This window comes from Halomonas qaidamensis (genome assembly GCF_025917315.1).
GTDB lineage: Bacteria > Pseudomonadota > Gammaproteobacteria > Pseudomonadales > Halomonadaceae > Vreelandella > Vreelandella qaidamensis.
Genome location: NZ_CP080627.1, coordinates 940928 through 965843, shown reverse-complemented (window position 1 = coordinate 965843; position 24916 = coordinate 940928). Strand labels below are relative to the sequence as shown.

General features: G+C 53.6%; 20 protein-coding genes, 2 pseudogenes and 1 riboswitch. Of the genes and pseudogenes, 13 read left to right on the top strand and 9 right to left on the bottom strand.

Features of this window, described 5'->3' with window-relative positions:
• Positions 1-38 precede the first annotated feature (38 nt).
• From K1Y77_RS04505 to K1Y77_RS04490, 4 genes are all read left to right on the top strand, one after another.
• Positions 39-1568, top strand: coding sequence for a glucan biosynthesis protein (locus K1Y77_RS04505; RefSeq protein WP_030070041.1), 1530 nt, complete (start codon positions 39-41; stop codon positions 1566-1568).
• Positions 1561-3540: a glucans biosynthesis glucosyltransferase MdoH gene (mdoH, locus tag K1Y77_RS04500; RefSeq protein ID WP_264430555.1), complete on the top strand. Its 1980-nt coding sequence runs from the start codon at positions 1561-1563 to the stop codon at positions 3538-3540. Before K1Y77_RS04505 ends, mdoH begins: the two co-directional genes overlap by 8 nt.
• Positions 3540-4322 carry an FkbM family methyltransferase gene (locus K1Y77_RS04495; RefSeq protein WP_264430554.1) on the top strand — a complete coding sequence of 261 codons (783 nt, stop codon included), beginning with the start codon at positions 3540-3542 and terminating at the stop codon, positions 4320-4322. The genes mdoH and K1Y77_RS04495 overlap by 1 nt, the downstream gene beginning before the upstream one ends.
• 484 nt (positions 4323-4806) lie before the next feature.
• On the top strand, positions 4807-5595 hold the full coding sequence (locus K1Y77_RS04490) for a creatininase family protein (RefSeq protein WP_264430553.1): 789 nt from the start codon (positions 4807-4809) through the stop codon (positions 5593-5595).
• Here K1Y77_RS04490 and ribA read toward each other — a convergent pair.
• Entirely contained in the window at positions 5592-6695 is a 1104-nt protein-coding gene (ribA, locus tag K1Y77_RS04485) for a GTP cyclohydrolase II RibA (RefSeq protein WP_264018645.1), read from the bottom strand. The genes K1Y77_RS04490 and ribA overlap by 4 nt on opposite strands.
• A 64-nt stretch (positions 6696-6759) precedes the next feature.
• Between ribA and K1Y77_RS04480 the strand changes: the two genes are divergently transcribed.
• Positions 6760-7617, top strand: a complete 858-nt coding sequence (locus K1Y77_RS04480) for a RibD family protein (RefSeq protein ID WP_320055284.1) — start codon at positions 6760-6762, stop codon at positions 7615-7617.
• A gap of 63 nt (positions 7618-7680) precedes the next feature.
• Here the strand turns inward: K1Y77_RS04480 and K1Y77_RS04475 are convergent.
• From K1Y77_RS04475 to K1Y77_RS04460, 4 genes and pseudogenes are all read right to left on the bottom strand, one after another.
• Positions 7681-8562, bottom strand: a pseudogene (locus tag K1Y77_RS04475) (lysylphosphatidylglycerol synthase transmembrane domain-containing protein); the annotation flags it as partial.
• Positions 8563-8566: 4 nt separating this feature from the next.
• Positions 8567-10531: a glycosyltransferase gene (locus tag K1Y77_RS04470; RefSeq protein ID WP_264430550.1), complete on the bottom strand. Its 1965-nt coding sequence runs from the start codon at positions 10529-10531 to the stop codon at positions 8567-8569.
• Entirely contained in the window at positions 10528-10926 is a 399-nt protein-coding gene (locus tag K1Y77_RS04465) for a 6-pyruvoyl trahydropterin synthase family protein (RefSeq protein WP_009722429.1), read from the bottom strand. Before K1Y77_RS04465 ends, K1Y77_RS04470 begins: the two co-directional genes overlap by 4 nt.
• 78 nt (positions 10927-11004) lie before the next feature.
• Entirely contained in the window at positions 11005-11994 is a 990-nt protein-coding gene (locus tag K1Y77_RS04460; protein WP_264018648.1) for a zinc-dependent alcohol dehydrogenase, read from the bottom strand.
• A 257-nt stretch (positions 11995-12251) separates the two neighbouring features.
• Between K1Y77_RS04460 and K1Y77_RS04455 the strand changes: the two genes are divergently transcribed.
• From K1Y77_RS04455 to K1Y77_RS04445, 3 genes are all read left to right on the top strand, one after another.
• On the top strand, positions 12252-12974 hold the full coding sequence (locus tag K1Y77_RS04455; protein ID WP_030070024.1) for a CDP-alcohol phosphatidyltransferase family protein: 723 nt from the start codon (positions 12252-12254) through the stop codon (positions 12972-12974).
• A 335-nt stretch (positions 12975-13309) separates the two neighbouring features.
• Positions 13310-14962 carry a sodium:solute symporter family protein gene (locus tag K1Y77_RS04450; RefSeq protein ID WP_264430545.1) on the top strand — a complete coding sequence of 551 codons (1653 nt, stop codon included), beginning with the start codon at positions 13310-13312 and terminating at the stop codon, positions 14960-14962.
• Positions 14963-15034: 72 nt separating this feature from the next.
• A complete protein-coding gene (locus tag K1Y77_RS04445; RefSeq protein WP_009722425.1) occupies positions 15035-15166 on the top strand; it encodes a putative transporter small subunit in 132 nt (43 codons plus the stop codon).
• A gap of 202 nt (positions 15167-15368) precedes the next feature.
• Here K1Y77_RS04445 and K1Y77_RS04440 read toward each other — a convergent pair.
• Positions 15369-15593, bottom strand: a pseudogene (locus tag K1Y77_RS04440) (class A beta-lactamase); the annotation flags it as partial.
• Between the two features lie 294 nt (positions 15594-15887).
• Here K1Y77_RS04440 and K1Y77_RS04435 point away from each other — a divergent pair.
• On the top strand, positions 15888-16451 hold the full coding sequence (locus K1Y77_RS04435) for a manganese efflux pump MntP (RefSeq protein ID WP_264430541.1): 564 nt from the start codon (positions 15888-15890) through the stop codon (positions 16449-16451).
• A 116-nt stretch (positions 16452-16567) separates the two neighbouring features.
• Here K1Y77_RS04435 and bla read toward each other — a convergent pair whose 3' ends face one another.
• Positions 16568-17425 (bottom strand): class A beta-lactamase, encoded by an 858-nt coding sequence (gene bla, locus K1Y77_RS04430; protein WP_406567282.1) that lies wholly within the window; start codon positions 17423-17425, stop codon positions 16568-16570.
• A gap of 186 nt (positions 17426-17611) precedes the next feature.
• Between bla and K1Y77_RS04425 the strand changes: the two genes are divergently transcribed.
• Positions 17612-18433, top strand: coding sequence for an aldo/keto reductase (locus tag K1Y77_RS04425; protein WP_264430539.1), 822 nt, complete (start codon positions 17612-17614; stop codon positions 18431-18433).
• Positions 18434-18506: 73 nt separating this feature from the next.
• On the opposite strand, the gene K1Y77_RS04420 is transcribed toward K1Y77_RS04425, so the two are convergent.
• Positions 18507-19478 carry a hypothetical protein gene (locus K1Y77_RS04420; protein ID WP_264430538.1) on the bottom strand — a complete coding sequence of 324 codons (972 nt, stop codon included), beginning with the start codon at positions 19476-19478 and terminating at the stop codon, positions 18507-18509.
• 223 nt (positions 19479-19701) lie between these two features.
• Here K1Y77_RS04420 and K1Y77_RS04415 point away from each other — a divergent pair, with 223 nt between their 5' ends.
• From K1Y77_RS04415 to thiC, 3 genes are all read left to right on the top strand, one after another.
• The gene (locus K1Y77_RS04415; RefSeq protein WP_264018657.1) at positions 19702-20646 is read left to right on the top strand and encodes an integron integrase; all 945 of its coding nucleotides are present in this window, start codon (positions 19702-19704) and stop codon (positions 20644-20646) included.
• Positions 20647-20739: 93 nt separating this feature from the next.
• Positions 20740-20896, top strand: a riboswitch (TPP riboswitch).
• Positions 20897-20974: 78 nt separating this feature from the next.
• Positions 20975-21673, top strand: a complete 699-nt coding sequence (gene tenA, locus K1Y77_RS04410) for a thiaminase II (protein WP_264430536.1) — start codon at positions 20975-20977, stop codon at positions 21671-21673.
• Positions 21674-21717: 44 nt separating this feature from the next.
• Complete coding sequence (thiC, locus tag K1Y77_RS04405) at positions 21718-23664, top strand: phosphomethylpyrimidine synthase ThiC (protein ID WP_264430534.1); 1947 nt, start codon at positions 21718-21720, stop codon at positions 23662-23664.
• Between the two features lie 59 nt (positions 23665-23723).
• Here the strand turns inward: thiC and K1Y77_RS04400 are convergent, their stop codons facing one another.
• Positions 23724-24803, bottom strand: a complete 1080-nt coding sequence (locus K1Y77_RS04400; protein WP_030070002.1) for an NAD(P)-dependent alcohol dehydrogenase — start codon at positions 24801-24803, stop codon at positions 23724-23726.
• Positions 24804-24916: the final 113 nt, after the last annotated feature.

The following is a 24916-nucleotide window of genomic DNA, read 5'->3' as shown; positions in this document are numbered from 1 at the left end:
GGTTACCACGTTGGCATGCAATCGAAAGGAACTCGCCCATGAGTGTTCGTACTGCAGCAAAATGGATGTTGTCATTCAACTGCTTGATCGCCTTTTCTGCAGTTGCCAACAATGACGTTATTTTTGACCACGTTATCGAGCGCGCTCAAACCTTAGCAGATACGCCTTATCAAGCTCCAGATGAGACGCTTCCCAGCGCTTTGAAGTCGTTAGATTACGATCTGTATCGACAAATCCGTTTTAATCCCGAGCGCGCCTACTGGCGCGATGAAAGCCCTTTCAGTATGCAGCTATTTCATAGCGGATTTATATTTCAAACACCCGTCACAATTAATGTGGTCGAAAATGGTGACGTTGTACCACTCTCTTTCTCGGCCGATGACTTCCAGTACGACGGTAATGCTAACCGCTTGTTGGAGAATGACTTAACGGGCAGCGGACATGCAGGCTTTAGGCTGCACTATCCTATCAATAATGAGGATTACGCCGATGAATTTGCTGTTTTCCTTGGCGCAAGTTACTTCCGTCTAGTAGGGCGTGATCAAGCCTATGGCCTTTCTACCCGCGGACTTGCTATTGACACTGCGCTAGCCAGTGGTGAGGAATTTCCTGAATTTCGCGAATTTTGGCTCTATAAGCCTGATGAAAATTCTGACAGCATTACGCTTCTCGCACTTATGGATAGCCCATCGCTAAGCGGTGCCTACCGCATTATGTTAACGCCAGGCGAGAACACTGAGGCTGAGGTAGAAGCAACGCTCTTTGCACGCTCTGACATAGAAAAGCTTGGGATAGCGCCGCTCACCAGCATGTTCACCTTTGGGGAAGCCAGCACCGAACGACCAGATGACTTTCGCCCCCAGGTACATGATTCTGATGGCTTACTAATACACACAGGGGCCGACGAGTGGATTTGGCGGCCGTTGCAAAATCCCTCATCGGTTCGCGTATCAGCGTTTATGGACGATGGCCCCTCCGGGTTTGGTCTAATGCAACGGGAGCGAGACTTTGGTCGCTACCTGGATCTTGAAGCACACTATCACCGCCGCCCCAGCCAGTGGGTAGAACCCCTTACTGACTGGGGGCCAGGGCATGTAGAGCTAGTCGAGATTCCCACGCCAGATGAAACTCACGACAATATAGTGGCTTACTGGGTAGCTGAGGAAGCGCTCACTGCTGGCGAGTCTCGCCACCTTCACTATCGAACGTTTACGCTCAATAAACAGCCCGAAACTAACTCACTGGGCAAGGTTGTACGTACCCGCCATGGAAGCGCAGCGGTTCCAGGCGAGACCGACTCGCCCTCTGCTGATCAGCGCCAATTCATTGTCGACTTCCAGGGCGGCAAACTGGATGACCTGACATCAAGCGAGCCAATCGAGCTGGACATTAACGTGCAAAATGGCGAGGTATTGCTACCTCAAGTCAAAACGCTACCCAACAACGGACAACGGGCCACTTTCCGATTGCCCCCTAGCAGCGAGCCCAGAGATATCCGGCTACGGCTGATGGTTGAAGGAGAACCCATTACTGAAACCTGGAATTACGTGTGGTACCCCGATGCCTGATCTCCACGCATTGCGGCCTTCAATCCCCTGGCTTAACAGTCGCCGAGCCTTCCTTGCTTGTGCGGTGTTAGCTACAAGCATCGGTGGCTGCCTCGTAATGGCAAAGGTAGTTGCTAATCTGGCCATTGGTTGGCAGCTCACTATGCTAATACTGTTTGCATTTACGTTTAGTTGGATAGCATTGGCATTTTGGGGGGCACTATGTGGGTTTGTGCTTTGTGCGCTACGCCGCGATCCACTCAGCTTACGTCGCCAAGCTATTGTGAACCCTAATGCCAGCCTGCTAGTCAGCCGCACCGCACTCGTAATGCCTATTTATGCAGAGCCTCCCATCCCTACCATTGCAGGACTAGAAGCAACGTGTCGTTCACTTCTCCAGCAAGCAGAAGCGTATGTTGCAGGGACTCCCAGTGCTATCAACAAATACTTTGAAGTGTTTGTGCTAAGCGATACCCAAGAGTCGGCCATGGCAGATATCGAAGCGGCCCATGTGGCTGCTTTGCAACAGCGCCTTGCCGGACAAATAGCCGTTCATTATCGGCGACGCCCTAATAATGACGGCCGAAAAGCAGGCAATATTGCAGAGTTTTGTCGCCGCTGGGGCCGCCGCTATGACTACTTGGTGGTGCTAGATGCCGACAGCCTAATGAGTGGCGCTACGCTGCTGCACTTAGTACACCGGATGCAGCGCCAACCCAGCGTAGGCCTTATTCAAACGGTCCCTATTCCCGTTGGCCAACGTACTCTATTTGGCCGTTTTACCCAGCTAGCCTCAGCACTTTACAGCCCGATGCTGGCAGCGGGCCAAAGCTTCTGGCAAGGTGATGCGGCAAATTACTGGGGCCACAATGCGATCATTCGCACACGCGCCTTTATGGCCCATGCGGGGCTACCTATCCTCTCAGGTAAGCCACCGTTGGGCGGGGAGCTATTAAGCCACGACTTCGTCGAAGCGGCACTTCTTAAACGGGGCGGCTGGCAGGTGTTACTGGATACCTCTGCGACCACCGCCGTATCCCGACATAACCCTTACGCCAGCGCGTCACACAACAGCTTTGAAGCCATGCCGAGCAACATGCTCGACTTTGCCAAGCGTGACCGCCGCTGGCTACAGGGCAATCTGCAGCACTTACGCTTACTCACCGGCGCAGGGTTTCACCCGATTAGTCGACTTCACTTTTTATTCGGCGCGTTTGCCTACCTTTCTTCGCTTGTTTGGCTTGGGCTTCTACTCTGCACCAGCCTCATGGTGGGTTATCAAGCCATTGAGTCCACGTCAAACCCGCCGTTGCCTGAAGCCCTCTCGCTGGGGCTGTTAAGCGTAACGCTGGGTATGCTGCTCGCCCCCAAACTGCTGGGTCTATTATTAACGTTCTGGCAATGCCCCCATGCGTATGGCGGGCGACTCAAGCTTGTCACCAGCACGTTATTAGAAATTCTGTTTGCTGCTCTAATTGCACCGCTGATGATGGCGTGGCATAGCTTATTTATCGTCAACGTATTGATTGGCCGAGCCATTGACTGGCAAACCCAACACCGGGGAGAGCGTTCGCTAAGCTGGCGAGAAACATGGCACCACACTGGGTGGATGACGCTGTGTGGTATAGCTTGGGCAGGCACGATGATGCTTTTTTCACCCTCTGCGTTTGGTTGGCTAACTCCCGCATGGCTTGGATTGATTGGAGCCGCTCCACTGGTGAAATATTCCAGCAGTGCCACTTGGGGAAGCCTCGTTAGCCAAAAATTCGGCTTACTGCAAACACCCAGTTCAGCACAACAACCACCACTTTTGGAGGAGTTTGCCGCGTTAGAAAGCCGCAGCCATCAAACCAGTGCTACTTTATCTCGCCCGTCGCTAACACTTTCTCTAGCGCTTCCCCAGGAACAGCCAGGCGATATGCCCTGCCAGTCATTTCGCTATCACATTCAAACAGCAACCAAACATGCCCCACCCATTAAGGAGCCTTACTAATGCCTTCTGCTTTTTTCCATCGGCTCCGCAGTACCAGCGGTATGGCGCGTTCACTGTTTATTTACTGGCGGCCAGGAAGGCAAAGGAGCCTAAAGCAGTTATATCGTCCGTTTATTCAACCAGGCGATATCGCTTTTGATATTGGCGCTCACTTAGGCGACCGTAGTGCCGCCTTCCACGCGCTAGGTGCTAAAGTAGTGGCATTAGAGCCACAACCAGCACTGGCCAAATGGTTTAAACGGATACTCAATCGACCGAACATTACGCTCTTACCACTGGCCGCTGGACCGCAATCCGGCCATGCGGATATCGCTATCAGTGTTAGCAACCCGACCCTCTCTACCTTAGCGACCGAATGGCGACACCAGGTGGGCGAACGAAACCCCGGCTTTCAGCACGTACAATGGGAACAGCAGCTAAGAGTGGAAGTCACTACTCTGGATCAGCTCATTGCCACTTACGGCGAGCCTAGCTTTATAAAAATTGATGTTGAAGGGTTTGAAGCAGAGGTACTGATGGGGCTTAACCACGCGGTAGCAGCGCTTTCGGTAGAGTTTGTTGCGGGCGTGTTAGAGGTCAGCCATGCCTGCGTTGAACAGCTGTCCCGCCTTGGCGACTACCGTTTCAATGCAATTGCCGGTGAGCAGCGCCACTTCCGCTGGGCAACCTGGCAATCCCCTGAAACCATTACCCAGTGGCTCAACGATGGCGTCGACGGCTTGGCCTCTGGGGATCTCTACGCCTGCCGTGCCGACCACCCGCTGTTACGCGCATCCGCCTAATTCTTCAAAAAACGATTTTAAAACACGGGCTTTAAAACACGGGCTTTAAAATACTAATACCAGTCAGTTAAGGCTGACTGGCATTATCCCCTAGCCCCATATAACAAAGCGGCCACCTCACAAAGCGAGCACTGCATGTCATTCCCGAGTCAACGCACCGTCATTCCCGAGTGGGGTTATCGGGAATCCACCTTGACCTTGGCCTGCAGCAGCCCGAAACCCCAGATCAACATGGATTCCCGCTAAGGGCCTGCGGGAATGACGAAGTGGCAGGGCCTGCGGGAATGACGAGGCTGGCTCGGAGGGCTGGGATGGAGTCACCGTCAGGCACTTATTAAACAAAAAACCAGCCCATCAGCTAATGCCAGTCAGGCTTAACTGACTGGCATTGGGCTTTAAAATATAGCTTTTAAAACATAGTCCTTAAAACATAGTCCTTGAAACATAGTCTTTAAAACACGGGCTTTAAAACAAGAGAACCTACATGATTTATCACTGGCAAACCCTCACCGCTCCCCAACTCGCCTCGATTGCCGAAGGTGATCCAGTTGCAGTGATCACCCTGGGGGCCATTGAGCAGCACGGTACGCACCTGCCATTAGGTACCGACCTGATCATTGGAGAAGGCTTACAAGCTGCCATGTTAGCCATGATTGACCCAGCGCTTGATGTGTTATGCCTGCCATCAATTGCCGTCGGTGCGAGCGACGAACACGCCAGTTTTGCTGGAACACTTAGCCTACCCGCTCCACTCGCCATCGCGACATTAGAAGCTTATGGCAAAAGCATTGCGAGTACAGGGATAAAAAAGCTGGTGTTGATTAATAGCCACGGCGGCAATAAAGCCGTGATGGACCTTGCCGCATTAACCCTACGCAAGCAATTTGAAATGCGCGTAGTGAAAGCCACTTATACGCGGCTACCGCCGTTGGAAGGCGCTATTAATGCCGATGAGCTGCGCTACGGATTGCATGGCGGCCTGCTGGAAACCGCCATCATGCTACATTTAGCGCCTGAGCTTGTTCAGCTCGATAACTACCAACCTACCCCACCGGCAATGCCTAAAGGTGACGCACTGGTCAGCCCAGAGGGTAGCGCCGCGTTTGCCTGGCTTGCCGAGGACCTGAGTACGTTTGGCGTTGCCGGTGATGCAACGGATGCTCATCAAGCATTAGGTGAACGGCTAGTGAAGCACTACGCCACTCAGTTGGCACAGGTGGTGGCCGAAACCGCCCACCTGCCACCGCTTATCACGCGGAAAACGTCAGATTAACGCCCACGTCCTTCAAGTACCTCGTCTAAGAAATGCCCTGCTCGATTGGCTTTGGCGCTTAGGTAGCGGTGATTGTGATCCGTTACACTGCCGTAGAGCGCTTGACGTGAGACGACTTCAACACCGCCTTCACGCAGCGCTGCCATTTTTAGCGGGTTGTTGGTCAACAACTGAACTTTATCGATCTCTAGCGCATTGAGCATATCCACCGCGACGGCGTATTGACGCTCGTCGTCGCCAAACCCTAGTACTTGGTCGGCATCGACAGTGTCTAAACCGCCATCTTGCAAGGTGTAGGCGCGCAGTTTATTGGCTAGACCAATCCCCCGCCCCTCTTGTGCTAAATAAAGCAGCACGCCGCCACCCATGGCTTGAATATCGGCCACTGCATTACGCAACTGTTCGCCACAGTCACAGCGCAGGCTGCCGAACAGATCACCAGTGAGGCAAGCCGAGTGCATACGCAAAGGAACTGCCCCAGGGATAGTAGCCAAATCACCAATCACTACGGCCACATGCTCACGTAACCCGTCAGGCTCACGGAACAGCACAAAGCGGCTTTCAGGCGCTTCTTCCAGGGGAATACGCGCCTCGCTTACACGCTTTAGCATCCCCGGTGCGCCAGCTAAACACTTCTCTGCATCCCGGGCATTAACTTCTAACAGCTCACCTTTTGATAGCTGCTGAGCAATATGCTCGGCGGATGCCGCACTGACCTCAGCGCACAGCGCCGCCGGTATCAACAGCGCACGGCGCATAAGCGCCACAGCACCTCGCTCCCCTACGCCTGCAGGCTTCAGGCCGCTTAACAGTGAATGGGCCTCCGACGCTTCATTGGATACAGCAAGGTGATGCAAATCACGCTCACTGATTTGTTCGGTGAGCGGTAAGCAAGCCGCATCCGCTTTCAGCGACATGCCCATTGCCTCCAAACGATGACGCGTTAATACCAACGCTGGCCGAGAGCCGGAGAGTTTCGCCAGTGAATCGACCGACACACTGCCTTCAAGTGCCTGTACCAACAGGCGTTGCTCTCCGGTATTAATCACCACGGGCAATCCACGGCGAATATCGAAAATAGCGCGTTCAATGTGATACATGTAGGCCTCCAAGTTGCCTGTTGGGGCGGACAACGTTTGCTTGCGTCGGGCAACATGGCCCCGCATGATGAGTTGCTGTTTTCTGAATGGAGATACCATGCCTAGTACCAATGAAAAGATGATCGATATCGACCAAGCGTGGGCATGGTTGCTGGACGTTCAACAGGGCATCAGAAGTGACGCCACAATGACGCTTGATACCCATGGCTGCTGGCACTCTTCTATCACTGTTACAAGCGCCGCGCAGGAGCTGTTGACGTGTTTGCTGCCACTGGTGCGTCATTCGAGCTGGGTGGTTGCGCAACTGGGGCAGAGCCTGGATGGGCGCATCGCTACGGAAAGCGGTCACTCCCACTACATCAATGGCGTTGAAAGTTTGGTGCATCTGCACCGTCTGCGGGCGCTGGCAGATGCCGTAGTGATTGGCGCGGGTACGGCGAGCGCTGACAACCCCCAGCTCACAGTACGCAACGTAACGGGCAAGCACCCTACCCGTGTGGTGATTGACCCACGTGGCCGCGTGCCGACTGATTTGGCGCTGTTCAACACGTCTACCGCACCCACGCTGCATCTCACCGGGCCAGAGGCAACGGTGGCGCCAACGTCCGCCGAACACTGCGTGCTGCCGTTGGATACCAATGGTCAGTTCCGCCCCGCCGACGTTATTACCTGGCTGGCAGATCGTGGCCTTACGCGGGTATTGGTAGAAGGCGGCGGCGTTACTGTTTCGCAATTCATTGAGGCGGACGCGGTTGACCGTCTGCATTTGCTGGTCGCGCCACTGCTCATCGGTTCCGGCCGACCTGGGCTGCAGATGACGCCCATCGACACCCTTGAGAGCGCCCTGCGCCCGACGATGCGCTCTTTCCGCTGCGGGGACGACACGCTCTTCGACGTAGTGCTGAGTGGGCGCACTGCCTGACGGAGAACTGGACGGCGTAGCGCGTGTTCGTGAAGCCAGCGCTGCCCAAATGCCTGGCAGACTACCCATCAGCACTAACACACCATAAGCCAGTGATATCGCCACACCTTGCGCCGAAGGCAAGCCAACAAACATCCAAATGCCTGCGGCGGCGCCTTCCCGTAACCCCCACCCGGCAATCGAAAGGGGTACCAGCATGGCAAGCAGTAACACTGGAGCCAACGCCAAAATATCTAATGTCGCCAGTTCAATGCCGATTGCCCGAGCCGCACAGACCATCACTAGGCCATAGCTAAGCACGATAGAAAGAGAAGAGATCAGTTGCCGTGGCCATACGTCACGCTGCAATAGCCCGCGGCGCATATCCTGTCCTAATGCAGCACACCAAGCGGGTAGCGTTACCGCCGAGCGCTGCAACCAGACAATCAGCGTCACACCGGCCACTATCACGATAACCGCTACGCCCGCCACTACCATCAAGCCACTGAAACCCAGCGCCGTTAGCCAGAGTGGTGACGTGAACAAGGCGATTAGTGTGTAAAGTGCGATCGCAAATTGCCCAGAAGCACGCTCAATCACCACCGCACGCCAAGCACTACCCTTTGAAGAAGACTGACGAGCATGGCGATGGGCACGACCTGCATCACCCAACACGCCACCTGGTAAAAGTTGGTTAACCAATAATGCTAAGTAGTATTCCCGCAGTGCATAACGGTAGCGCAACGGCACGTCGATTAAGCCTGCCGTCAACTGCCAACGCCACGCACTCAGCATCACTTGCAGAACGCTGATCAACAGCGCCAGAGCCATCCAACCCGGCGCAAAGCGCTGCACTTCGGCCATCACCGCGTCTGGCTCTACCCACAGGGCTACAGCGGCCAGCAGCCCTAAGCTCACTAGCCCTTTTTGCACCCACGGGGTTCTCAGCCAGCGCCAGCGTCTCATGGGGTTAGCCCTCGTCCGCTGGCAGCGCCAGTAAGTCGCGGTGGCCCACCCAAATACCGATCTCACCTTCGACCACATGACGTAAGCGTTCATCGCGCCACTGGGCAATCCGTGACGCCGCCTCTGGAGCCTGTTCGGTGGCAGCGTTCGCCCACCCTTCAACTAATGAGCACATTAAGGGGTACTGCGCTGGCTTGCCCGCCGCCAAGTGCCATGGTGTTTCAGCCTCGTTAACACGATAACCGTGGACAGCCATCGCTTTAGCTAGCGCGCTGTGAGCATCGCCGCCTAATGCACCGCCTAAGCCCTTATCCCGACGCTGGTGCGCGTTGAACAGCTCGCTGATCCAGCGATCGTCAAGGTCGTTCAGAGGTTGCTGCTGGGCATTGGTAAAGTACCATTCGCCGGTAATGCTTAGAGTGATAAGAAGCGCTTGCCGATGTTTAGCACACTGTGCCGCCAAGGCATCAATCCACGCTTGAGATACTAAATCGATCAGCGCAGATGCCGTTACTACGTCGCAGTGCGTAAGTGCTGGGTGGTCAAGCTGTTTAAGGGAAACACAGTGGGTTTCCACCTGTAGCGGTTCGCCTTTACCCGTGTTCAATTGGCTGGTTCGTGAGTAGGCTTCATTAAGTAAGGCGGGATCATGGTCAATCAGCATCCAGCACTGGGCATGGTGCAAGCGAGGCGCAAGAAACTGGCTATTACTTCCGCGTCCACAGCCTAAATCCGCCAGTGTTATTGGCGATGAAGCTTCTGTCAGCAGTGCAGATTCTGCTCTGTGCTGTTTTTCTGATAACCAGCTTGCTAACGCATCCACCAACGCTTGGCTACGCGAACTGGCATCGACGCCTTCACGCAGCGACAGCCAATCCGCTGCAAACTGGCTTCCCGCCGACAATGTCGAAGATCGCTGCAGCGCCTCGGCAAACGCCTTTCCTGCAGCCTGCCAGTCGCCCAAACGGTCGCGCGCAGCGGCGGCACCTGCACGTAGTTCAGTGCGTAGTGTCTCATCGTGGCAGAAAGCCACCAGCGCGCTCGTCAGCGCCTTCACATCCCCAGGCGCAACACTAATGCCAGCCCCTTTGGGCAAGGTATCCCGCAGCGCACCGCCGGTGGTGGTGATAACGGGTAAGCCATGGGCTAGCGCTTCAGTGACCACCATGCCGTAACCTTCATACCAAGAAGGCAACACCAGTGCATGAGCGTTCTGATAAGCGGCTTCCAGGGTTGCGGCATCACATTCGCCGTGAAGCGTTACACGATCACCAAGCTGATGGTTGTCGATCAGCGTTTGAACGCGATCCGTAAATGCAACATCACGAGCACCGCCAAAGCAGTCGCATCGCCAGTGCCCACGCTCAACATTCGCCAAGGCTTGAACTAAAATGTCCTGCCCTTTACGCGGAGTCAGTGTTGCCACGCATAGCAGACGAATAGGTTCGCTAGGTTGTGCCGCGGGGCTTACAGGGGCACGTTCAACCCCAGGTTCCACCACAGTGATAGGGGCACTAAATGGCAGCTCATACTGCTCCGCCAATGCTTTTACACGACGCTCAGTAAAGCGACTGGTCACAATTACCCTATTTACATGGGCCAGGCCACACAGCTCGCTTCGGTGAAAACGCTGCTGATCTATCTCATTTAAGCCCTGCTCATCGCCCAACGGATGATGCAGTAACGCAGTGATATCCAGGCGCTCAGCGTGGTTAGCCACCACATCGGGCAATGCCCCCATGGCTAGTCCATCGATAATGACCTGCGCATAGTCCTGCAAGGCGGAAAGCGTATTGGCTAGCGCTTGAGCTGCTTCATCATCGGCATCAGGAAAACGCCCGGCCAACCCCACCACATTGATAGATAGCCCACGCTCGCGCAGCGCAGCAACAATATGGGCATCATAAATATACCCACCGGTACGCTGGTCTGGATCGCCAGCCACTATCAAGGTAAATGGCTGACTCATAGCGCCCCTTCATAGCTTGCCCACGCCACATGAGATTCGTGCAGTTTGATCTCCATATGCGTCAGCCCCTGAGCGGTGGTACCCATTTTTCCTGCTTTGATGGCAGCCGCTAGCTGGTCAAAAATCACCTTGGCCATAAATTCTGTGGTGGTGTTTTTACCGCTAAACTCGCTCACCTCATCAAGGTTGCGATAGTTGTAATCCGCTAGCACCTCTTTAACCGTTTCACTGGCTAAACCGATATCAATCACTAGACCATCTTGGTCAAGTTCAGGGCGCTGAAACACCACGTCCACCACATAGGTGGCACCGTGAGTGCGTTGGGCAGGGCCGAATATTTCGCCATTAAAACTATGGGCAATCATAAAATGGTCACGAACGCATAAACGGTACATAGACACTCCTGTCGTATTAACTGGACCTTTTTTAGCCAGGTCGTTCTAACTAATTCGCACTTAATTAAGCCGCATTAATTAAGCGGGCAATGGATAACGAATTCGATGGCATAGCGCTGTGCTCCTTGGCCCAAACAGAGCAGGTGCCAGCGTTGGGAAATCGGCAAAATCGCTCTCACCGCTGATCAGCGCATCTAACCGCTGATCGGCGAGTAAGCGTAAAGCGAGGGCTAAACGGCGTCGATAATTCCAGCGCGGCTGCAACTTGGCAGGCAATTGCCCAACCTGGCTGGCGCTAAGCGTTAAGCGCTGGGAGTGAAAAGCGCCACCAAGTGGCAGCGATACGTCGCCTTCGCCAAACCAGCTCATTTCAATCACGCGGCCTTCATTGCCCAGCAAGCCCATAGCCAGTCTCAGGCCATCCGGCTGTCCACTAGCATGGATCACGCAGTCTTGGTCGGTGGGTGCCTGTTCTGGTGTACAGAAGGAAATACCCAAATGCGCTGCCAGTGCTTCTCGCTCGGGATTAATGTCGATCAAGCGTACTTCTACCCCCGGAATTTGCGCACACAGATACGCCACAAGTGCACCAACGACGCCAGCACCCACCACACAAACGCGCTCGCCAAGCATAGGGTTAGCATCCCACACACCGTTAATGGCGGTTTCCATATTGGCGGTTAGCACAGCACGATAAGCGGGCACATCGTCGGGAAGCGGCAAAACAGCATCAACAGGTACCACGTAATGATCCTGATGCGGAAAAAGGCAAAAGACGGTCTTATCGACGAGATGACGTGGCCCTTGCTCCACATGGCCAATACTGCAGTAGCCATATTTCACAGGGGTGGGAAATGCGCCTGTCTGAAAGGGCGCGCGCATCCGTGAGTATTCACTCTCAGGCACCCGCGCGTTAAATACGAGCGATTCGGTGCCGCGGCTCACGCCGCTATAAAGGGTACGGATCCGCACCTCATTTTCGTCGGGAGGCGCTAGTGGCTCCTGTTTAAGCTCACCATGCATGGGGCGAGTCACCCAAAAAGCCGTAGCAGTATCAGGCGGCAACATGACATTTCCTTATGGTTTAAGCGCTTCATCCATCCTTACAGCATAGCCTTATTAAGACTTGTTCACATTTCACGACTTCCCTACAGCGTAGCGTAGAAAGGGAAACGGTTGCTTAACCCATGTGAACGCGAGGATGATTTAAAACAAATGTACTCACATCATGGACAACCTTACCTTCTTATACAAGAATGGTACATAGGAAAATATTTGCACACTTTAATTCAACCGCGGGCCAGTGCACCGCTCTGTGAGTCAGCATGTCTTCTTTCTCTAACACCTCCAGCGTCTCTTTGCCCAAGCGTGTTTACACCTTGGCTGAGATAGCATTGGCCAGCTTATTGCTCGTAGGCTTGGGTGCGATGTTACCGGCATTAGTCGCCAGCGCTGCAAATTGGTGGTTAGCGGCTGGCTTCTACATTGTGATGGGCGCACTGGTGGTTTGTTTTTGGCCCCATGGCCCGCTCGGTTGGGCAAACCGGGTAACGCTTGGGCGCGGCGTACTCGTCGCCATCGTGGCAGGGGCGCTGGCAGCGAATGCTTTTACCAACGCGATTTGGCTATGGCTAGCGGTCGCTGTTATCGCGCTATTACTGGATGGTGTGGACGGCTGGATTGCTAGACGCACTAAAACCCATACCACGTTTGGCGCGCGCTTTGATATGGAACTGGATGCGGTATTAATCCTGATACTTTGTATAGGCTTATTGCAGAGCGAAAATCTAGGCGCTTGGGTACTACTCATTGGCGGCATGCGTTACTTATTCATCGCCGCTAGCTGGTTTTTTCCGTGGTTAAAAGCACCGTTATTTGAAAGTTTCCGCCGTAAAGCAGTGTGCGTATGGCAGGTCGTTGCCCTGCTGCTGGCGTTAACGCCACTCACCTCTCCTCTTGCTGCCAGCCTGCTTGCACTGAGCGCATTAATCACACTCATCTACTCATTTGGCTTTGATGTGTGGTGGCTGTTTAAACAGCACCATTAATTGCTCTATCAAGACCATTTCCCGCCATCCATTGGCCTCATGCCGGGCTTCAACCTGTACTGTTCGCGCTTAAGGGAGTAGGGTAGCTATCCGGATCGACCCCACGTGCGCTTTATTTCAGCTCACTGTTTGCGTTAATTCGGCCCCTCTATTTAAGGCGTTTCCAACCAACGCCTGACACGTGCACGACCAGGCTGCCAATCGCTGCCACTTCTCGCTACAGACATACCTAGAAAGATGTTCTGTTTTTTGCTTACGTCCTGTCGCGGCCGCCCCGTTAAGGGAACTGTGGTTGCCATTTAGGATGCTAGGGCTGCAAAGCCTATGGGTATTTAATGAACGAAGAAAATTTCTATCAATTCTCGACGCTGACGGTTATTGCCTTGCTGTTAGCCTTTTACGGCGGCACGTACCTGCTGACACTGCTGATCAAAAAGAAAAAGGAAAATACTGACGCCTTTATGGTGTCCAATCACCAGATTGGCTTTGGTTTGGGCGCTGCCAGCATGACCGCCACCTGGATCTGGGCAGCCTCGTTCTACGGTGCCGCCACCTCGGGTTACACCTACGGCATTTCCGGCCCTTTACACTACGGGTTGTGGGGCGCGCTGATGATTCTGTTCATCTACCCCTTTGGCCGTCGCTTTCGAAAATTGGCCCCGAACGCACACACCCTGGGTGAACTTATCCATGCCCGCCATGGCTCTTCTAGCCAGCTGATTCTTGCCTCCTCCAACATTCTGGGCAGCATCATTAGCCTGATGGTTAACTTCACCGCGTCTGGTGCGCTGGTCTCAGTACTCTCGCCACTCTCTTTCCAAGCTGGCGTCGTGATCGCTGGGGTCGGGGTGCTCTCTTATACGCTGTGGTCGGGCTTCCGCGCGTCGGTACTCACCGACTTTGCCCAACTGATGGCAATGATGGCGGTCGCCATTCTGATTATTCCAGCGGTAATGTTTGCCCTCGGCGGCCCACAGACACTATCGGATGGCATGAGCCTACTCACCCCAGAGCAGGCAAATCTGTTCTCGATGGATGCGATCCTCAATCAAGGCGCACCTTTCTTTGTTGCGGTGCTGGCCTACGCGATTGGCAACCAGACCATCTCCCAGCGGCTATTCGCTGTGCGTGAAGACCATATCAAACCGACCTTTATCACCGCGACCATTGGTTACGGTGCGATTGTTATTGGCCTAGGCATGATTGGCTTGATGGCGCTGATGACCGGTATGGAGCCCATCGGTGGTGACATGAACAACCTGATACCGCAAATGGTGTCGATGTACCTCTCACCGGTATTTATAGGGCTGTTCTTTATCCTGGTCATTGGCTCGCTCTCGTCTACCGCTGACTCAGACCTTTCCGCTATGTCCGCGATTGTGATGGCCGATGTGTATGGTAAGAACATCGCTAAAAACAAACCTGACCCGACCAAAATGCTATTTATTGGTAGGTTGACGATGATTGTCGCAACGCTGATCGGGGTGATTCTCGCTAGTTTCTCGATGGATATTCTGATTATGCTGGTCTTCGTTGGCGCACTTTGGGGGGCCATTGTGTTCCCGGTCATCGCCAGCTGCTTCTGGGATCGAGTCACCAACACGGCCTTTACCTCGGCTGTAATTGCAGGCCTAGTAATGTTCTGTATCGCACGCTTCGAGTTAGTGCCTATGGTCAGTATGGTCGCGGGGCTGTTTGAGTTACTCGCTGCCGTGGGCGGCGGCGTGGTGCTCGGCCTAATGGCATTTGGCTTCTGCGGGCGTAGGATCGGTGTGATCGTCGGTGTACTCAGCGCCATTGTGCTGGCCTACTTCAGCATTGGTTTCCTACGGGAGTACACGGTACTGCTAGCCTCATTAATGGCATACGGCGTTAGCACTCTTGTTTGCATCGCAGTCAGCCTGATGAGTTCGAGCAAGTTCGACTTCTCGCAAATCGATCAGAAAGTGATCAACTACGACCCAGCCAAGCCTGCCGCGCAACGCTAAGCCCAGCGTGACGCTAGAATCACTTCAAAAGCTGGTGTGCCATCGCGCACCAGCCAACTAACAGGAAAGCACATGCAAACCTTTATATTAGCGTTATATGTCCTTATCTGGCCGTTGATCTCACTGGCTATTTTCGCGGTTATCGGTATCGCCACCATCAAAGACATACGCGTTGCCAAGCGCGAAAAGCGCGAGCTGGTATAAGCGCCTCTCGGTTAACTGAACAGCCCACCTAGGGCTGTTTTTTTTTAAGGGCGCATTTTAGGGCTGGGTATTCTCCATCACATACTCAGCTACCGCCTGATAGGCAGACAGTGATATTGGGTCGTTAGCGGCATTGCCTGCCACCGGGTCCTCAATATAGCGAGAACTACTGCGGCATTAGCGCCTGAACCGCCGCTTTTTATTACTGGCCTTGTAACATCTGCTGAATCACTTCCCCTAGAGACGCAATAGCCGCATTGCGCGCGTCAAACGACGCCTCGGTTTCGGTGATATAAAACACCACTACCATAGGCACTTGCTGGGGCGGCCAAATAATCGCGGTAATTAAGCGAGAGCCGTAACCGCCCGCACCAGTTCTGTCTGCTATCACCCAATCAAATGGCATGGCGGCACGAAACAAACTATCAACCCACCGTCTTTCCTTAGAAAACAACTATTTTTATAGCTAAACATCATCAACATAAAAATCAATAAACCAACAATCACTTTAAGTTTATTTAATTTCAGAAATACAACAAAATAAGCCAGTAGCCACATTGTTAGCCAAAGCTATATTTGTTCGCTATAACAAACTTTATTTTTTGTTGACCAACTTGTTATCAAAGTAAAAGCTGATAGGATTCAGCGCTATTAAAATCCTACTTTAACACTCGAGTATGTTGTTCCACACATCTAGCCTCATTAAACGAGCACTACTATCATGACACCTGTTGCCCTGCTTTTTTTAGCGGTTTCCATGTCGGCGGATGCGTTTGCGGCGTCCATCAGCAAGGGGGCAGAGCTGCGCAAGCCCCGCTTCCGACACGCTGTAGGCATTGGTTTAATATTTGGCATTATCGAGGCCACCACCCCGGTACTGGGCTGGGTGGCTGGCAAGGCTTCTCAGCAGTATGTAGAAACCTGGGACCACTGGGTCGCGTTTACGCTACTGACCATCATCGGCCTGCACATGATGGTCGAAGGGCTGAAGAAAGAAGAAAAAGTAGCGCATCGCAAACAAACCCTGTGGCTGCTGGTACTAACCGCCACTGCCACAAGCCTAGACGCCATGGCCGTGGGCGCAAGCCTTGCGTTTATTGATGTGAACATCATTACCACCAGTCTCGCCATTGGCCTTGCTACTACGGTGATGGCTTCCATGGGAACGCTGTTAGGCCATAAATTTGGCAAATACGTAGGCCACTGGGCAGAAATCGCAGGTGGCGTTGTATTGATTGGGATTGGCGTAATAGTGGTGGTGGAGCATACGATCTTTTTATCATAACGCGGCCATGCGTAAGTGCTGCTTAAAAAAAGTGGCAATGAACGAACAGCACTATTATTTGCTCTATTTAAGTATCGCGATATAAAAATGGGTGGCTTGTTCGCCACCCATTTTTATTAGTTTTCCGCTAACACTTCTTGAATCACTTCCCCTAGAGACGCAATAGCCGCATTGCGCGCTTCAAACGACGCCTCGGTTTCGGTGATATAAAACACCACTACCATAGGCACTTGCTGGGGCGGCCAAATAATCGCGGTAATCGAGCGAGAGCCGTAACCGCCCGCGCCGGTTCTGTCTGCTATCACCCAATCAAACGGCATGGCGGCGCGAAACAAACTATCAGCCACCGTATTGCCTTTCATCCAGTCTTCCAACTGCTGACGGGATTCACCCGACAACACCTCCCCAAGCACCAGCTTTTCCAGCGTGGCGAGCATGGCGTTGGGCGTGGTAGTGTCGCGCTCATCCCCTGGCGTGGCTTCGTTCAGCTCGGTCTCAAAGCGGTCTAACCGGGTAACGGGATCATCCATGCTGCGCGCAAACGCCGTGATGGATTCCGGCCCACCAAGGGCTTGCAGCACTAGGTTAGCGGCGGTGTTATCGCTGGTGGTCATGGTGGCATCGCACAGCTCAAACAGCGTCATCGGCTGGTGGCCTGCGTACTGCTCGGTGACTGGCGAGTAAGTCACCAGCTCAGATTCTTCAAAACTAACCTCGGTGTCCAGCGCTAGCTGCCCTTCATCTACCTGCGCCAGCAGTGCGCCGCAGGCCAGGGTTTTAAAGGTGCTGGACATGGCAAAGCGCTCATCCGCATTCACTTCCCAGCGCTGCCCCGTGGCTAAATGGTGGGCCGCAAAGCCAATACGCGCGTCCAAGGCGTGTTCAATGCGCCCAAGTTCAGCGGTAATGCTATCTTCGTGTGCCATCACAGACGCAGAGGCGAGAAATAAGCACATCGATAACGCAGCACGCATCCAGCGTGGTGGGCGGTGGTTCATTGTCTGGATTCCTAAACAGTAAGGGAAAACGATGGCATTGAGTTTAGCAGGCACATCCCAGCGGGCCTAAAGGGAGGCGACGCTTGATACGAATCATCTAAGATTGACCCATCATTGCAATTGCAGCGAGCATTCTAAACAGTATGACCACAGGAGATAGACATGCAGACGATTGAGCTAGGCGGAGACAGCGTACCCCGTATCGGCCAGGGCACCTGGCATATGGGCGAAGATGCCGGGCAGCGCCAAGCTGAAATCAGGGCGCTGCGTGAAGGCCTGGACCTGGGCATGACGCTGATTGATACCGCCGAGATGTATGCCGAAGGCGGCGCTGAAGAAATCGTTGGCCAAGCGATCCGCGAGCGACGCGACGAGATGTATCTGGTCAGCAAAGTCTACCCGCACAACGCCAGCGCCAAAGGTGTTCAAGCTGCCTGCGAGCGCAGCCTGCGCCGACTGGGCACCGACACGATTGATCTCTACCTGCTGCACTGGCGTGGACAGTACCCGTTAAGCGAAACCGTGGAAGCGTTTGAGCGGCTGCGCGAGCAAGGCAAGATTCTGCGTTGGGGTGTATCGAACTTTGACGTTGACGACCTAGCCGAGCTAGACGCGCCCGCGTGCGCCACTAATCAGGTGCTCTATAACCCCGAAGCACGGGGCATTGAATACGACCTGCTGCCCTGGCAGACGCAACACAACATGCCGCTGATGGCTTACTGCCCCATTGGGCAAGGCGGCGCGCTGCTGCATAGCGCCGCCCTGCAACGCATCGCCGACAAACACAGCGCCACCCCCGCGCAAATCGCCCTTACCTGGGCACTGCGCCACCCCGGTGTGATTGCCATCCCGAAAGCCGTGAGCCTGGTTCACCTCAAACAGAACGCCAACGCAGATAGCATCAGGCTCGACGAAGATGACCTGGCACAGATAAACGCCGCTTACGCGCCACCAGTACGCAAGCAGGGTTTAATGATGGTATAACGCCCGGCTCACGCGCCGGTTTGAAGCCGCGAAGCGGCGGAAAATCGGTCGCCGTGCAGCCGATTGTTAGCATTTATTTTCGACTTGCTGTGACTGGTTTGGCTAGCCATATCTCGAAAGGCCTGATGACATTCAGTTCCGGCACTTTTTCATTTTTCGAAACTTTAGCCAAATAGAAGAGAACATCTTTACTTCCATTTAAGTCCGGCTTATCAAACCACTCACCCTTAAAATTTAGAACACAATAAATACCGTAAGACGCTTCATGATGGCGCATGTATTCTGGAAGTTGTACTAAATATCCATGCTCTAGATCTTGAGCATGCGCCAACTTAACTTCAATACATATTTTTTCTAACTTACCACCTATATTAGCTAACAAAAGGAAATCCACATTTCCAGCACCTGAGTGTGCTTCTGGTATCACCTCAATATCCGAAGCGAGCATTTGATCCGATATGAAACATTGCAACAGCGGTTGAAGTTCAGGCTCTGTCTTTGGGACTCTCTGAGATATTTTTCTTCCATCGTACACAATATTCCAGAAAGATTTGTAAGCATCCGCTTGAGATACTTTTTGAGATATAGTGCCCAGCGCATGATGAACTTTCTGGCGAAACTCAGCCGTAGTTCTGAAGCCTACATTTGGCAGCATTCCTTGCTTTCTCGCCCACTTAATAAGCGATTGAGGCGGACCTTCGGTCGGAGTTGGCGCTGCACCAGTTTTATTGTTTCCTTCACCTTTTCCTGCAAATATTTTAATCTCCGAGTGGCTCCAGACTGCAAAAATCAGCAGCCCGTTGCTTTGATCCAAATCCTCTAAAGTTAAAACCGATATCACATTATTTCTTTGAAATATAAATTCGTTATCTTTGTACGCAAACGAAAATATGAAACTCTCATATTCTATATAGAAAAGAAAACCTTCCGGATTTTCTGATTTTTTGTTGAATGACAGCTGTAAAGTTCCCTCTGAGGTCAACAGATCCAAGGGAACTAGAAAGCCGTCAAATGAGGCATCTATGTAGATTTTCGGTTCACTCATGGTCATGCCTCGAATGCTAACAGTGATTATACGCCTCGCTACAAAACCCCAATAAACGCGACGGCACATTCATTGGGGTTTTATAGCCACCCAATTTGACTCTACCCCATTGATTCCCAAGAGAGCAAAGCCAATTTTGGCAGCCTATCCAAAATTCGCGTGCTTGCGTGTTTTTCCCTGCTCAATAATACTGTATCCATGAACAGTAATAGGAGTGGCTCTTATGAAACTAATGGAACGCGTCAAGGCGACCCTGCGGGTCAAGCGCTATAGCCTCCGCACTGAGAAAACCTATTGCTACTGGATTCGCTTTTTCATTCGTTTCCACAGAATGCAGCATCCTGCCAATATGGCGGGCAATGAAGTGCGGCAATTTTTGGAATATCTCGCGTTAGAAAGGCACGTCGCTGCGGCAACACAAAACCAGGCACTCAATGCTATCGTGTTTCTGTATCGCCACGTGCTAGATCAACCGCTGGGTGAGGTGGGTAATTTTAGCCGGGCTAAGCGCCCTAAACGCTTACCTGTCGTGCTTTCCCACCAAGAGGTGATGGATGTGTTTGAGCATCTGTCCGGCTCCATGCTCCTGATTGCATCGCTGATGTACGGCTCGGGGTTACGAGTCTCCGAAGCTTGTCGGTTACGCGTAAAAGATATCGATTTTGCGCGCCACGTCATCACTGTCCGTGCAGGCAAAGGCAATAAAGACCGCACGACGCTGTTGCCACCCTCATGCGCTCAACCATTACATACCCATATACAAATCGCTGAACAACAGCTGACCTCTCGCATTGAAACAAACGCAATTCCTGTATCATTGCCCTACGCGCTGGATAGAAAATATCCCAATGCAGGCATTTCCCTCGCATGGCAGTGGCTTTTTCCTTCATCCAAGCCCTGTTTCGATGAGTGGGGGCGTGTCGTGCTACATCACATCCATACTTCTGCCGTACAAAAAGCCGTTAAATATGCCATGCGCTCCTCTTCTTTAACGCGCCCAGGCTCATGCCACTCTTTACGGCATAGTTTCGCGACTCAGCTGCTTAGCCAAGGCACTGACATTCGCACGGTTCAAGAGTTGCTAGGCCATAAAAGCATCGAAACCACCCAAATATACACCCATGTGTTGGGGAATGGATTTGCAGGTGTTAGAAGCCCGCTAGGTTAGCCAAGTGCATTAACATTTCTAAGAAGCTTGCTATTCACTCAATACCTCACCCCCTTGCATCTCGTCTCTCCTCCTCCTAGACTGCTTGGCACTAACTGCTTGACGGGGTGCCGGTGAATCCGGCTGAGATGGCGCAGGGCGTATCCACGTGATACTGCCAAAGCGCTGGTCCCGCTGAACCTGATCCGGCTAATGCGCTGCTCCTGACGAGCGCGCGGGTACCGGCGTAGGGATCAAGCGATGGCCTCGGCTTAGTTTCACGCCACCTTCTGCGCCATTTCCTCGATCTCAACCGCCCGCCCTCCGGATCATTACTACCGGAGGCACCATGGGCTACCGCTTTACTGATCTTACCAACGCCTGCCATAACGACTGGCGCGCCTATATTGAGCACGATTTTGTTCGCCAACTAGGCAGTGCCACGCTTCCTGAACCCGCGTTTCGCCACTATTTAAAGCAGGATTACCTGTTTTTGATTCACTTCGCCCGCGCCTACGCGTTGGCTGCCTATAAAAGCCCTACGCTGGCTGATCTGCGCCAAGCCCATGAAGGTTTAAAAGCCATTGTGGATGTGGAGCTGGGCCTGCACGTGGGCTTTTGCCAGGAGTGGGGGATTTCCGAACAGGAGCTGGCGGAGCTTCCCGAAGCCAGAGCCACCTTGGCGTATACCCGCTACGTATTAGACACCGGCAACCGCGGCGACCTGCTCGATTTGCATGTGGCGCTGGCCCCTTGCCTGGTGGGCTACGGCGAAATCGCCAACTGGCTGAACACTCAGCCTTCTACCCTTCGCGGCGCGAAAAACCCCTTTGATGCCTGGATAGCGATGTACGAAAGTGAGGAATTTCAGGCCGCCATGCAGGCAGAGCTTGAATGGCTCAACGCCCGCCTTGCTGATGTTACCCCTGCCCGCTTTGCCGAACTGAGCAAGATCTTCCGCGATGCCACGCGTCTAGAAATCGACTTCTGGCAGATGGGCCTGCACCTGATAGACGCCGATCTTGAAGGCCAGAGCCTCGCTCATTAAGTCAATACAACAACCACAATCAACACTGAAGGAAGACGACCGTCATGACGAAGACTTTAAACACTAAAACGTTAAAAACTAAGGCCTCAAAAAGTAAAACCAGCCACTTTTTAGCGGAAACCGCCCAGGTCGATGCCGCTGCCATTCAGCCGCTACCCGCCTCGCGCAAGGTGTACGTTGAAGGCTCACGACCCGATATCCGCGTGCCGTTTCGGGAAATCACCCTATCGCCGACTAAAACCAGCAGCATTGATGAAGAGAACCCGCCGCTGCTGGTGTACGACACCTCTGGCCCTTACACCGACCCAGCCGCCAACAATGATTTACGCAAAGGCTTACCCGCCCTGCGCCGCGCCTGGATTGAAGAGCGCGACGATACCGAGTTCCTTGACGGCCCCACCAGTGAGTACGGCAACCGCCGCGCTAACGACCCGACACTTGCCCAGTTGCGTTTTGATTTAACTCGCACCCCACGCCGGGCAAAACCAGGCAAGAATGTCACCCAACTGCACTATGCGCGCCAGGGCATTATTACCCCTGAAATGGAATTTATTGCCATTCGCGAGAACCAGCGCCGCCAAACGTTAGGCACCGCTGAAGTGGAGCGTATTCTTGGCCACCAGCACCCTGGCCAGAGCTTTGGTGCAAAATTGCCGGAAGAGATCACGCCGGAATTTGTGCGCGACGAAGTCGCCCGTGGGCGCGCAATCATCCCCAACAATATCAACCACCCAGAATCCGAGCCGATGATTATTGGCCGCAACTTCCTGGTGAAGATTAACGGCAACCTGGGTAACTCGGCCGTTACCTCGTCGATTGAAGAAGAAGTCGACAAAATGACCTGGGGTATCCGCTGGGGATCGGACACCATTATGGATCTTTCCACCGGCCAGAATATCCACGAAACACGTGAGTGGATCATCCGCAACTCGCCGGTGCCGATTGGTACCGTGCCGATCTATCAGGCGCTTGAGAAGGTCAACGGCGTGGCTGAGGACCTAACCTGGGAAGTGTTCCGCGACACCTTGATTGAGCAGGCGGAACAGGGGGTGGATTACTTCACCATTCACGCGGGCGTGCTGCTGCGCTATGTGCCAATGACTGCTAACAGGGTGACTGGCATTGTCAGCCGTGGCGGTTCCATTATGGCTAAATGGTGCTTGTACCATCACCAGGAAAGCTTCCTGTATACCCACTTTGAAGAGATCTGTGAGATCTGTAAGCAGTACGACGTAGCGTTTTCGTTGGGCGATGGCCTGCGCCCCGGCTCAGTCGCCGATGCCAACGACGAAGCGCAGTTCGCCGAACTCGAGACCCTGGGCGAACTAACCAAGATCGCTTGGAAACATGATGTTCAGGTGATGATCGAAGGCCCTGGTCATGTGCCCATGCACTTGATTAAAGAGAACATGGATAAGCAGCTAGAGGCGTGCCATGAGGCGCCTTTCTATACGCTTGGCCCACTGACCACCGATATCGCTCCCGGCTACGACCACATTACCTCGGGCATCGGTGCGGCCATGATTGGCTGGTTTGGCTGTGCAATGCTCTGCTATGTGACGCCGAAAGAGCACTTGGGCCTGCCGAATAAAGATGACGTCAAAACCGGCATCATCACCTATAAGATTGCGGCCCACGCAGCGGACTTGGCCAAGGGCCACCCGGCAGCACAGCGTCGCGATAACGCGCTTTCCAAAGCACGTTTTGAATTCCGCTGGGAAGACCAGTTCAACCTGGGGCTAGACCCAGACACCGCTCGCGAATACCACGACGAAACCCTGCCGAAGGACTCTGCCAAAGTGGCGCACTTCTGTTCCATGTGTGGGCCGAAGTTCTGCTCGATGAAGATCAGCCAGGAAGTACGCGATACTTATCGCGACCGCGCACCGGAAAATGCCGCCGAAAGCGATTCCGAAGCCGTCAAGCGTGGTATGCAGGAGCAAGCGGAGAAGTTCCGCCGTGAAGGCAGCGAGCTGTATCAGGAGGTTTAAAACAGCAATCCCTAGATAATCCCGCTGCTAGGTGGGTGGCTCTTGAGCTTACTTGAGCACTATGAGACCTCAAGAGCCACTTTCAACACGCCGTCGCGCTGGTGAGAAAATAGATCGTAAGCCTCGACAATATTCTCCAGAGCGTAGCGGTGGGTAACCATCGGGCCAAGATCTATCCGCCCGGCGGCAATAATGCTCATCAACCTGCGCATGCGCTCTTTGCCGCCAGGGCAAAGTGACGTAATGATCTTGTGGTCTCCAAGCCCAGCACAGAAAGCACCCAGCGGAATCGTCAAGTCTTCAGAGTAAACGCCTAAGCTCGATAGCGTGCCGCCAGGCTTTAACACCCGCAAGGCAGATTCAAAGGTTTGCTGCAGGCCGAGTGCCTCAATCGCCGAATCCACACCGCGTCCACCGGTGAGTTTAAGAATTTCTTCAACGACATCCACCTTACGAAAATCCAGTGCCACGTCAGCGCCCATTTGCTTGGCCATTGCCAACCGCTCATCGACACCATCTACCGCGATAATCATCCCCGCCCCGCGTAACCGCGCGCCTGCTGTCGCACATAGCCCAATTGGGCCTTGGGCGAACACCACCACGGTATCGCCAATTTTGATACCTGCTTTTTCGGCACCCGCAAAGCCGGTCGACATGATGTCAGGGCACATCAGCACTTGTTCGTCGGTTAGGCCATCTGGCACGGGAGAAAGGTTGGCCTGGGCATCCGGCACCAATAGGTATTCCGCCTGGGCACCGTCGATGGTGTTACCAAAGCGCCAGCCACCCATCGGCTTATACCCATGGCTGTGGTGGCCGCCATCCTGCGAGCAGCAATCATCCTGGCAAGCATAGGAGGTAAAACTGGGGCAAATCGCCCCGGCGATAACCCGCTGGCCCTCTTGGTACCCCTTCACGTTGGCACCCAGCTTTTCAATTACCCCCACCGGCTCATGGCCGATGGTTAAGCCGCGCTCAACGGGGTATTCGCCTTTTAGAATGTGCACGTCGGTGCCGCAAATCGTCGTGGTGGTCACACGCATCAGCGCATCATTGGGGCCAATCTCGGGAATGGGTTTATCGTCAATTTCAATCCGGCCAGGCTCAACAAAAATAGCCGCTTTCATCATGGTAGGCATAGGACAATTCCTCACAGAGGGTAGTCATGGCACTTCACCATTAAGCGTAGGCTATTAAGCGCTAGCTGATGGCCACTAAAACTGCGTCATATCAAGTTTTAGGCTTCTAGGTG

What these genes read in the sequence shown, in the direction of transcription:
- K1Y77_RS04505 (WP_030070041.1), top strand. Translation starts at nt 39, where the DNA reads ATGAGTGTTCGTACTGCAGCAAAATGGATGTTGTCATTCAACTGCTTG.
- mdoH (WP_264430555.1), top strand. Translation starts at nt 1,561, where the DNA reads ATGCCTGATCTCCACGCATTGCGGCCTTCAATCCCCTGGCTTAACAGT.
- K1Y77_RS04495 (WP_264430554.1), top strand. Translation starts at nt 3,540, where the DNA reads ATGCCTTCTGCTTTTTTCCATCGGCTCCGCAGTACCAGCGGTATGGCG.
- K1Y77_RS04490 (WP_264430553.1), top strand. Translation starts at nt 4,807, where the DNA reads ATGATTTATCACTGGCAAACCCTCACCGCTCCCCAACTCGCCTCGATT.
- ribA (WP_264018645.1), bottom strand. Translation starts at nt 6,695, where the DNA reads ATGTATCACATTGAACGCGCTATTTTCGATATTCGCCGTGGATTGCCC.
- K1Y77_RS04480 (WP_320055284.1), top strand. Translation starts at nt 6,760, where the DNA reads ATGATGAGTTGCTGTTTTCTGAATGGAGATACCATGCCTAGTACCAAT.
- K1Y77_RS04470 (WP_264430550.1), bottom strand. Translation starts at nt 10,531, where the DNA reads ATGAGTCAGCCATTTACCTTGATAGTGGCTGGCGATCCAGACCAGCGT.
- K1Y77_RS04465 (WP_009722429.1), bottom strand. Translation starts at nt 10,926, where the DNA reads ATGTACCGTTTATGCGTTCGTGACCATTTTATGATTGCCCATAGTTTT.
- K1Y77_RS04460 (WP_264018648.1), bottom strand. Translation starts at nt 11,994, where the DNA reads ATGTTGCCGCCTGATACTGCTACGGCTTTTTGGGTGACTCGCCCCATG.
- K1Y77_RS04455 (WP_030070024.1), top strand. Translation starts at nt 12,252, where the DNA reads ATGTCTTCTTTCTCTAACACCTCCAGCGTCTCTTTGCCCAAGCGTGTT.
- K1Y77_RS04450 (WP_264430545.1), top strand. Translation starts at nt 13,310, where the DNA reads ATGAACGAAGAAAATTTCTATCAATTCTCGACGCTGACGGTTATTGCC.
- K1Y77_RS04445 (WP_009722425.1), top strand. Translation starts at nt 15,035, where the DNA reads ATGCAAACCTTTATATTAGCGTTATATGTCCTTATCTGGCCGTTGATC.
- K1Y77_RS04435 (WP_264430541.1), top strand. Translation starts at nt 15,888, where the DNA reads ATGACACCTGTTGCCCTGCTTTTTTTAGCGGTTTCCATGTCGGCGGAT.
- bla (WP_406567282.1), bottom strand. Translation starts at nt 17,425, where the DNA reads ATGCGTGCTGCGTTATCGATGTGCTTATTTCTCGCCTCTGCGTCTGTG.
- K1Y77_RS04425 (WP_264430539.1), top strand. Translation starts at nt 17,612, where the DNA reads ATGCAGACGATTGAGCTAGGCGGAGACAGCGTACCCCGTATCGGCCAG.
- K1Y77_RS04420 (WP_264430538.1), bottom strand. Translation starts at nt 19,478, where the DNA reads ATGAGTGAACCGAAAATCTACATAGATGCCTCATTTGACGGCTTTCTA.
- K1Y77_RS04415 (WP_264018657.1), top strand. Translation starts at nt 19,702, where the DNA reads ATGAAACTAATGGAACGCGTCAAGGCGACCCTGCGGGTCAAGCGCTAT.
- tenA (WP_264430536.1), top strand. Translation starts at nt 20,975, where the DNA reads ATGGGCTACCGCTTTACTGATCTTACCAACGCCTGCCATAACGACTGG.
- thiC (WP_264430534.1), top strand. Translation starts at nt 21,718, where the DNA reads ATGACGAAGACTTTAAACACTAAAACGTTAAAAACTAAGGCCTCAAAA.
- K1Y77_RS04400 (WP_030070002.1), bottom strand. Translation starts at nt 24,803, where the DNA reads ATGCCTACCATGATGAAAGCGGCTATTTTTGTTGAGCCTGGCCGGATT.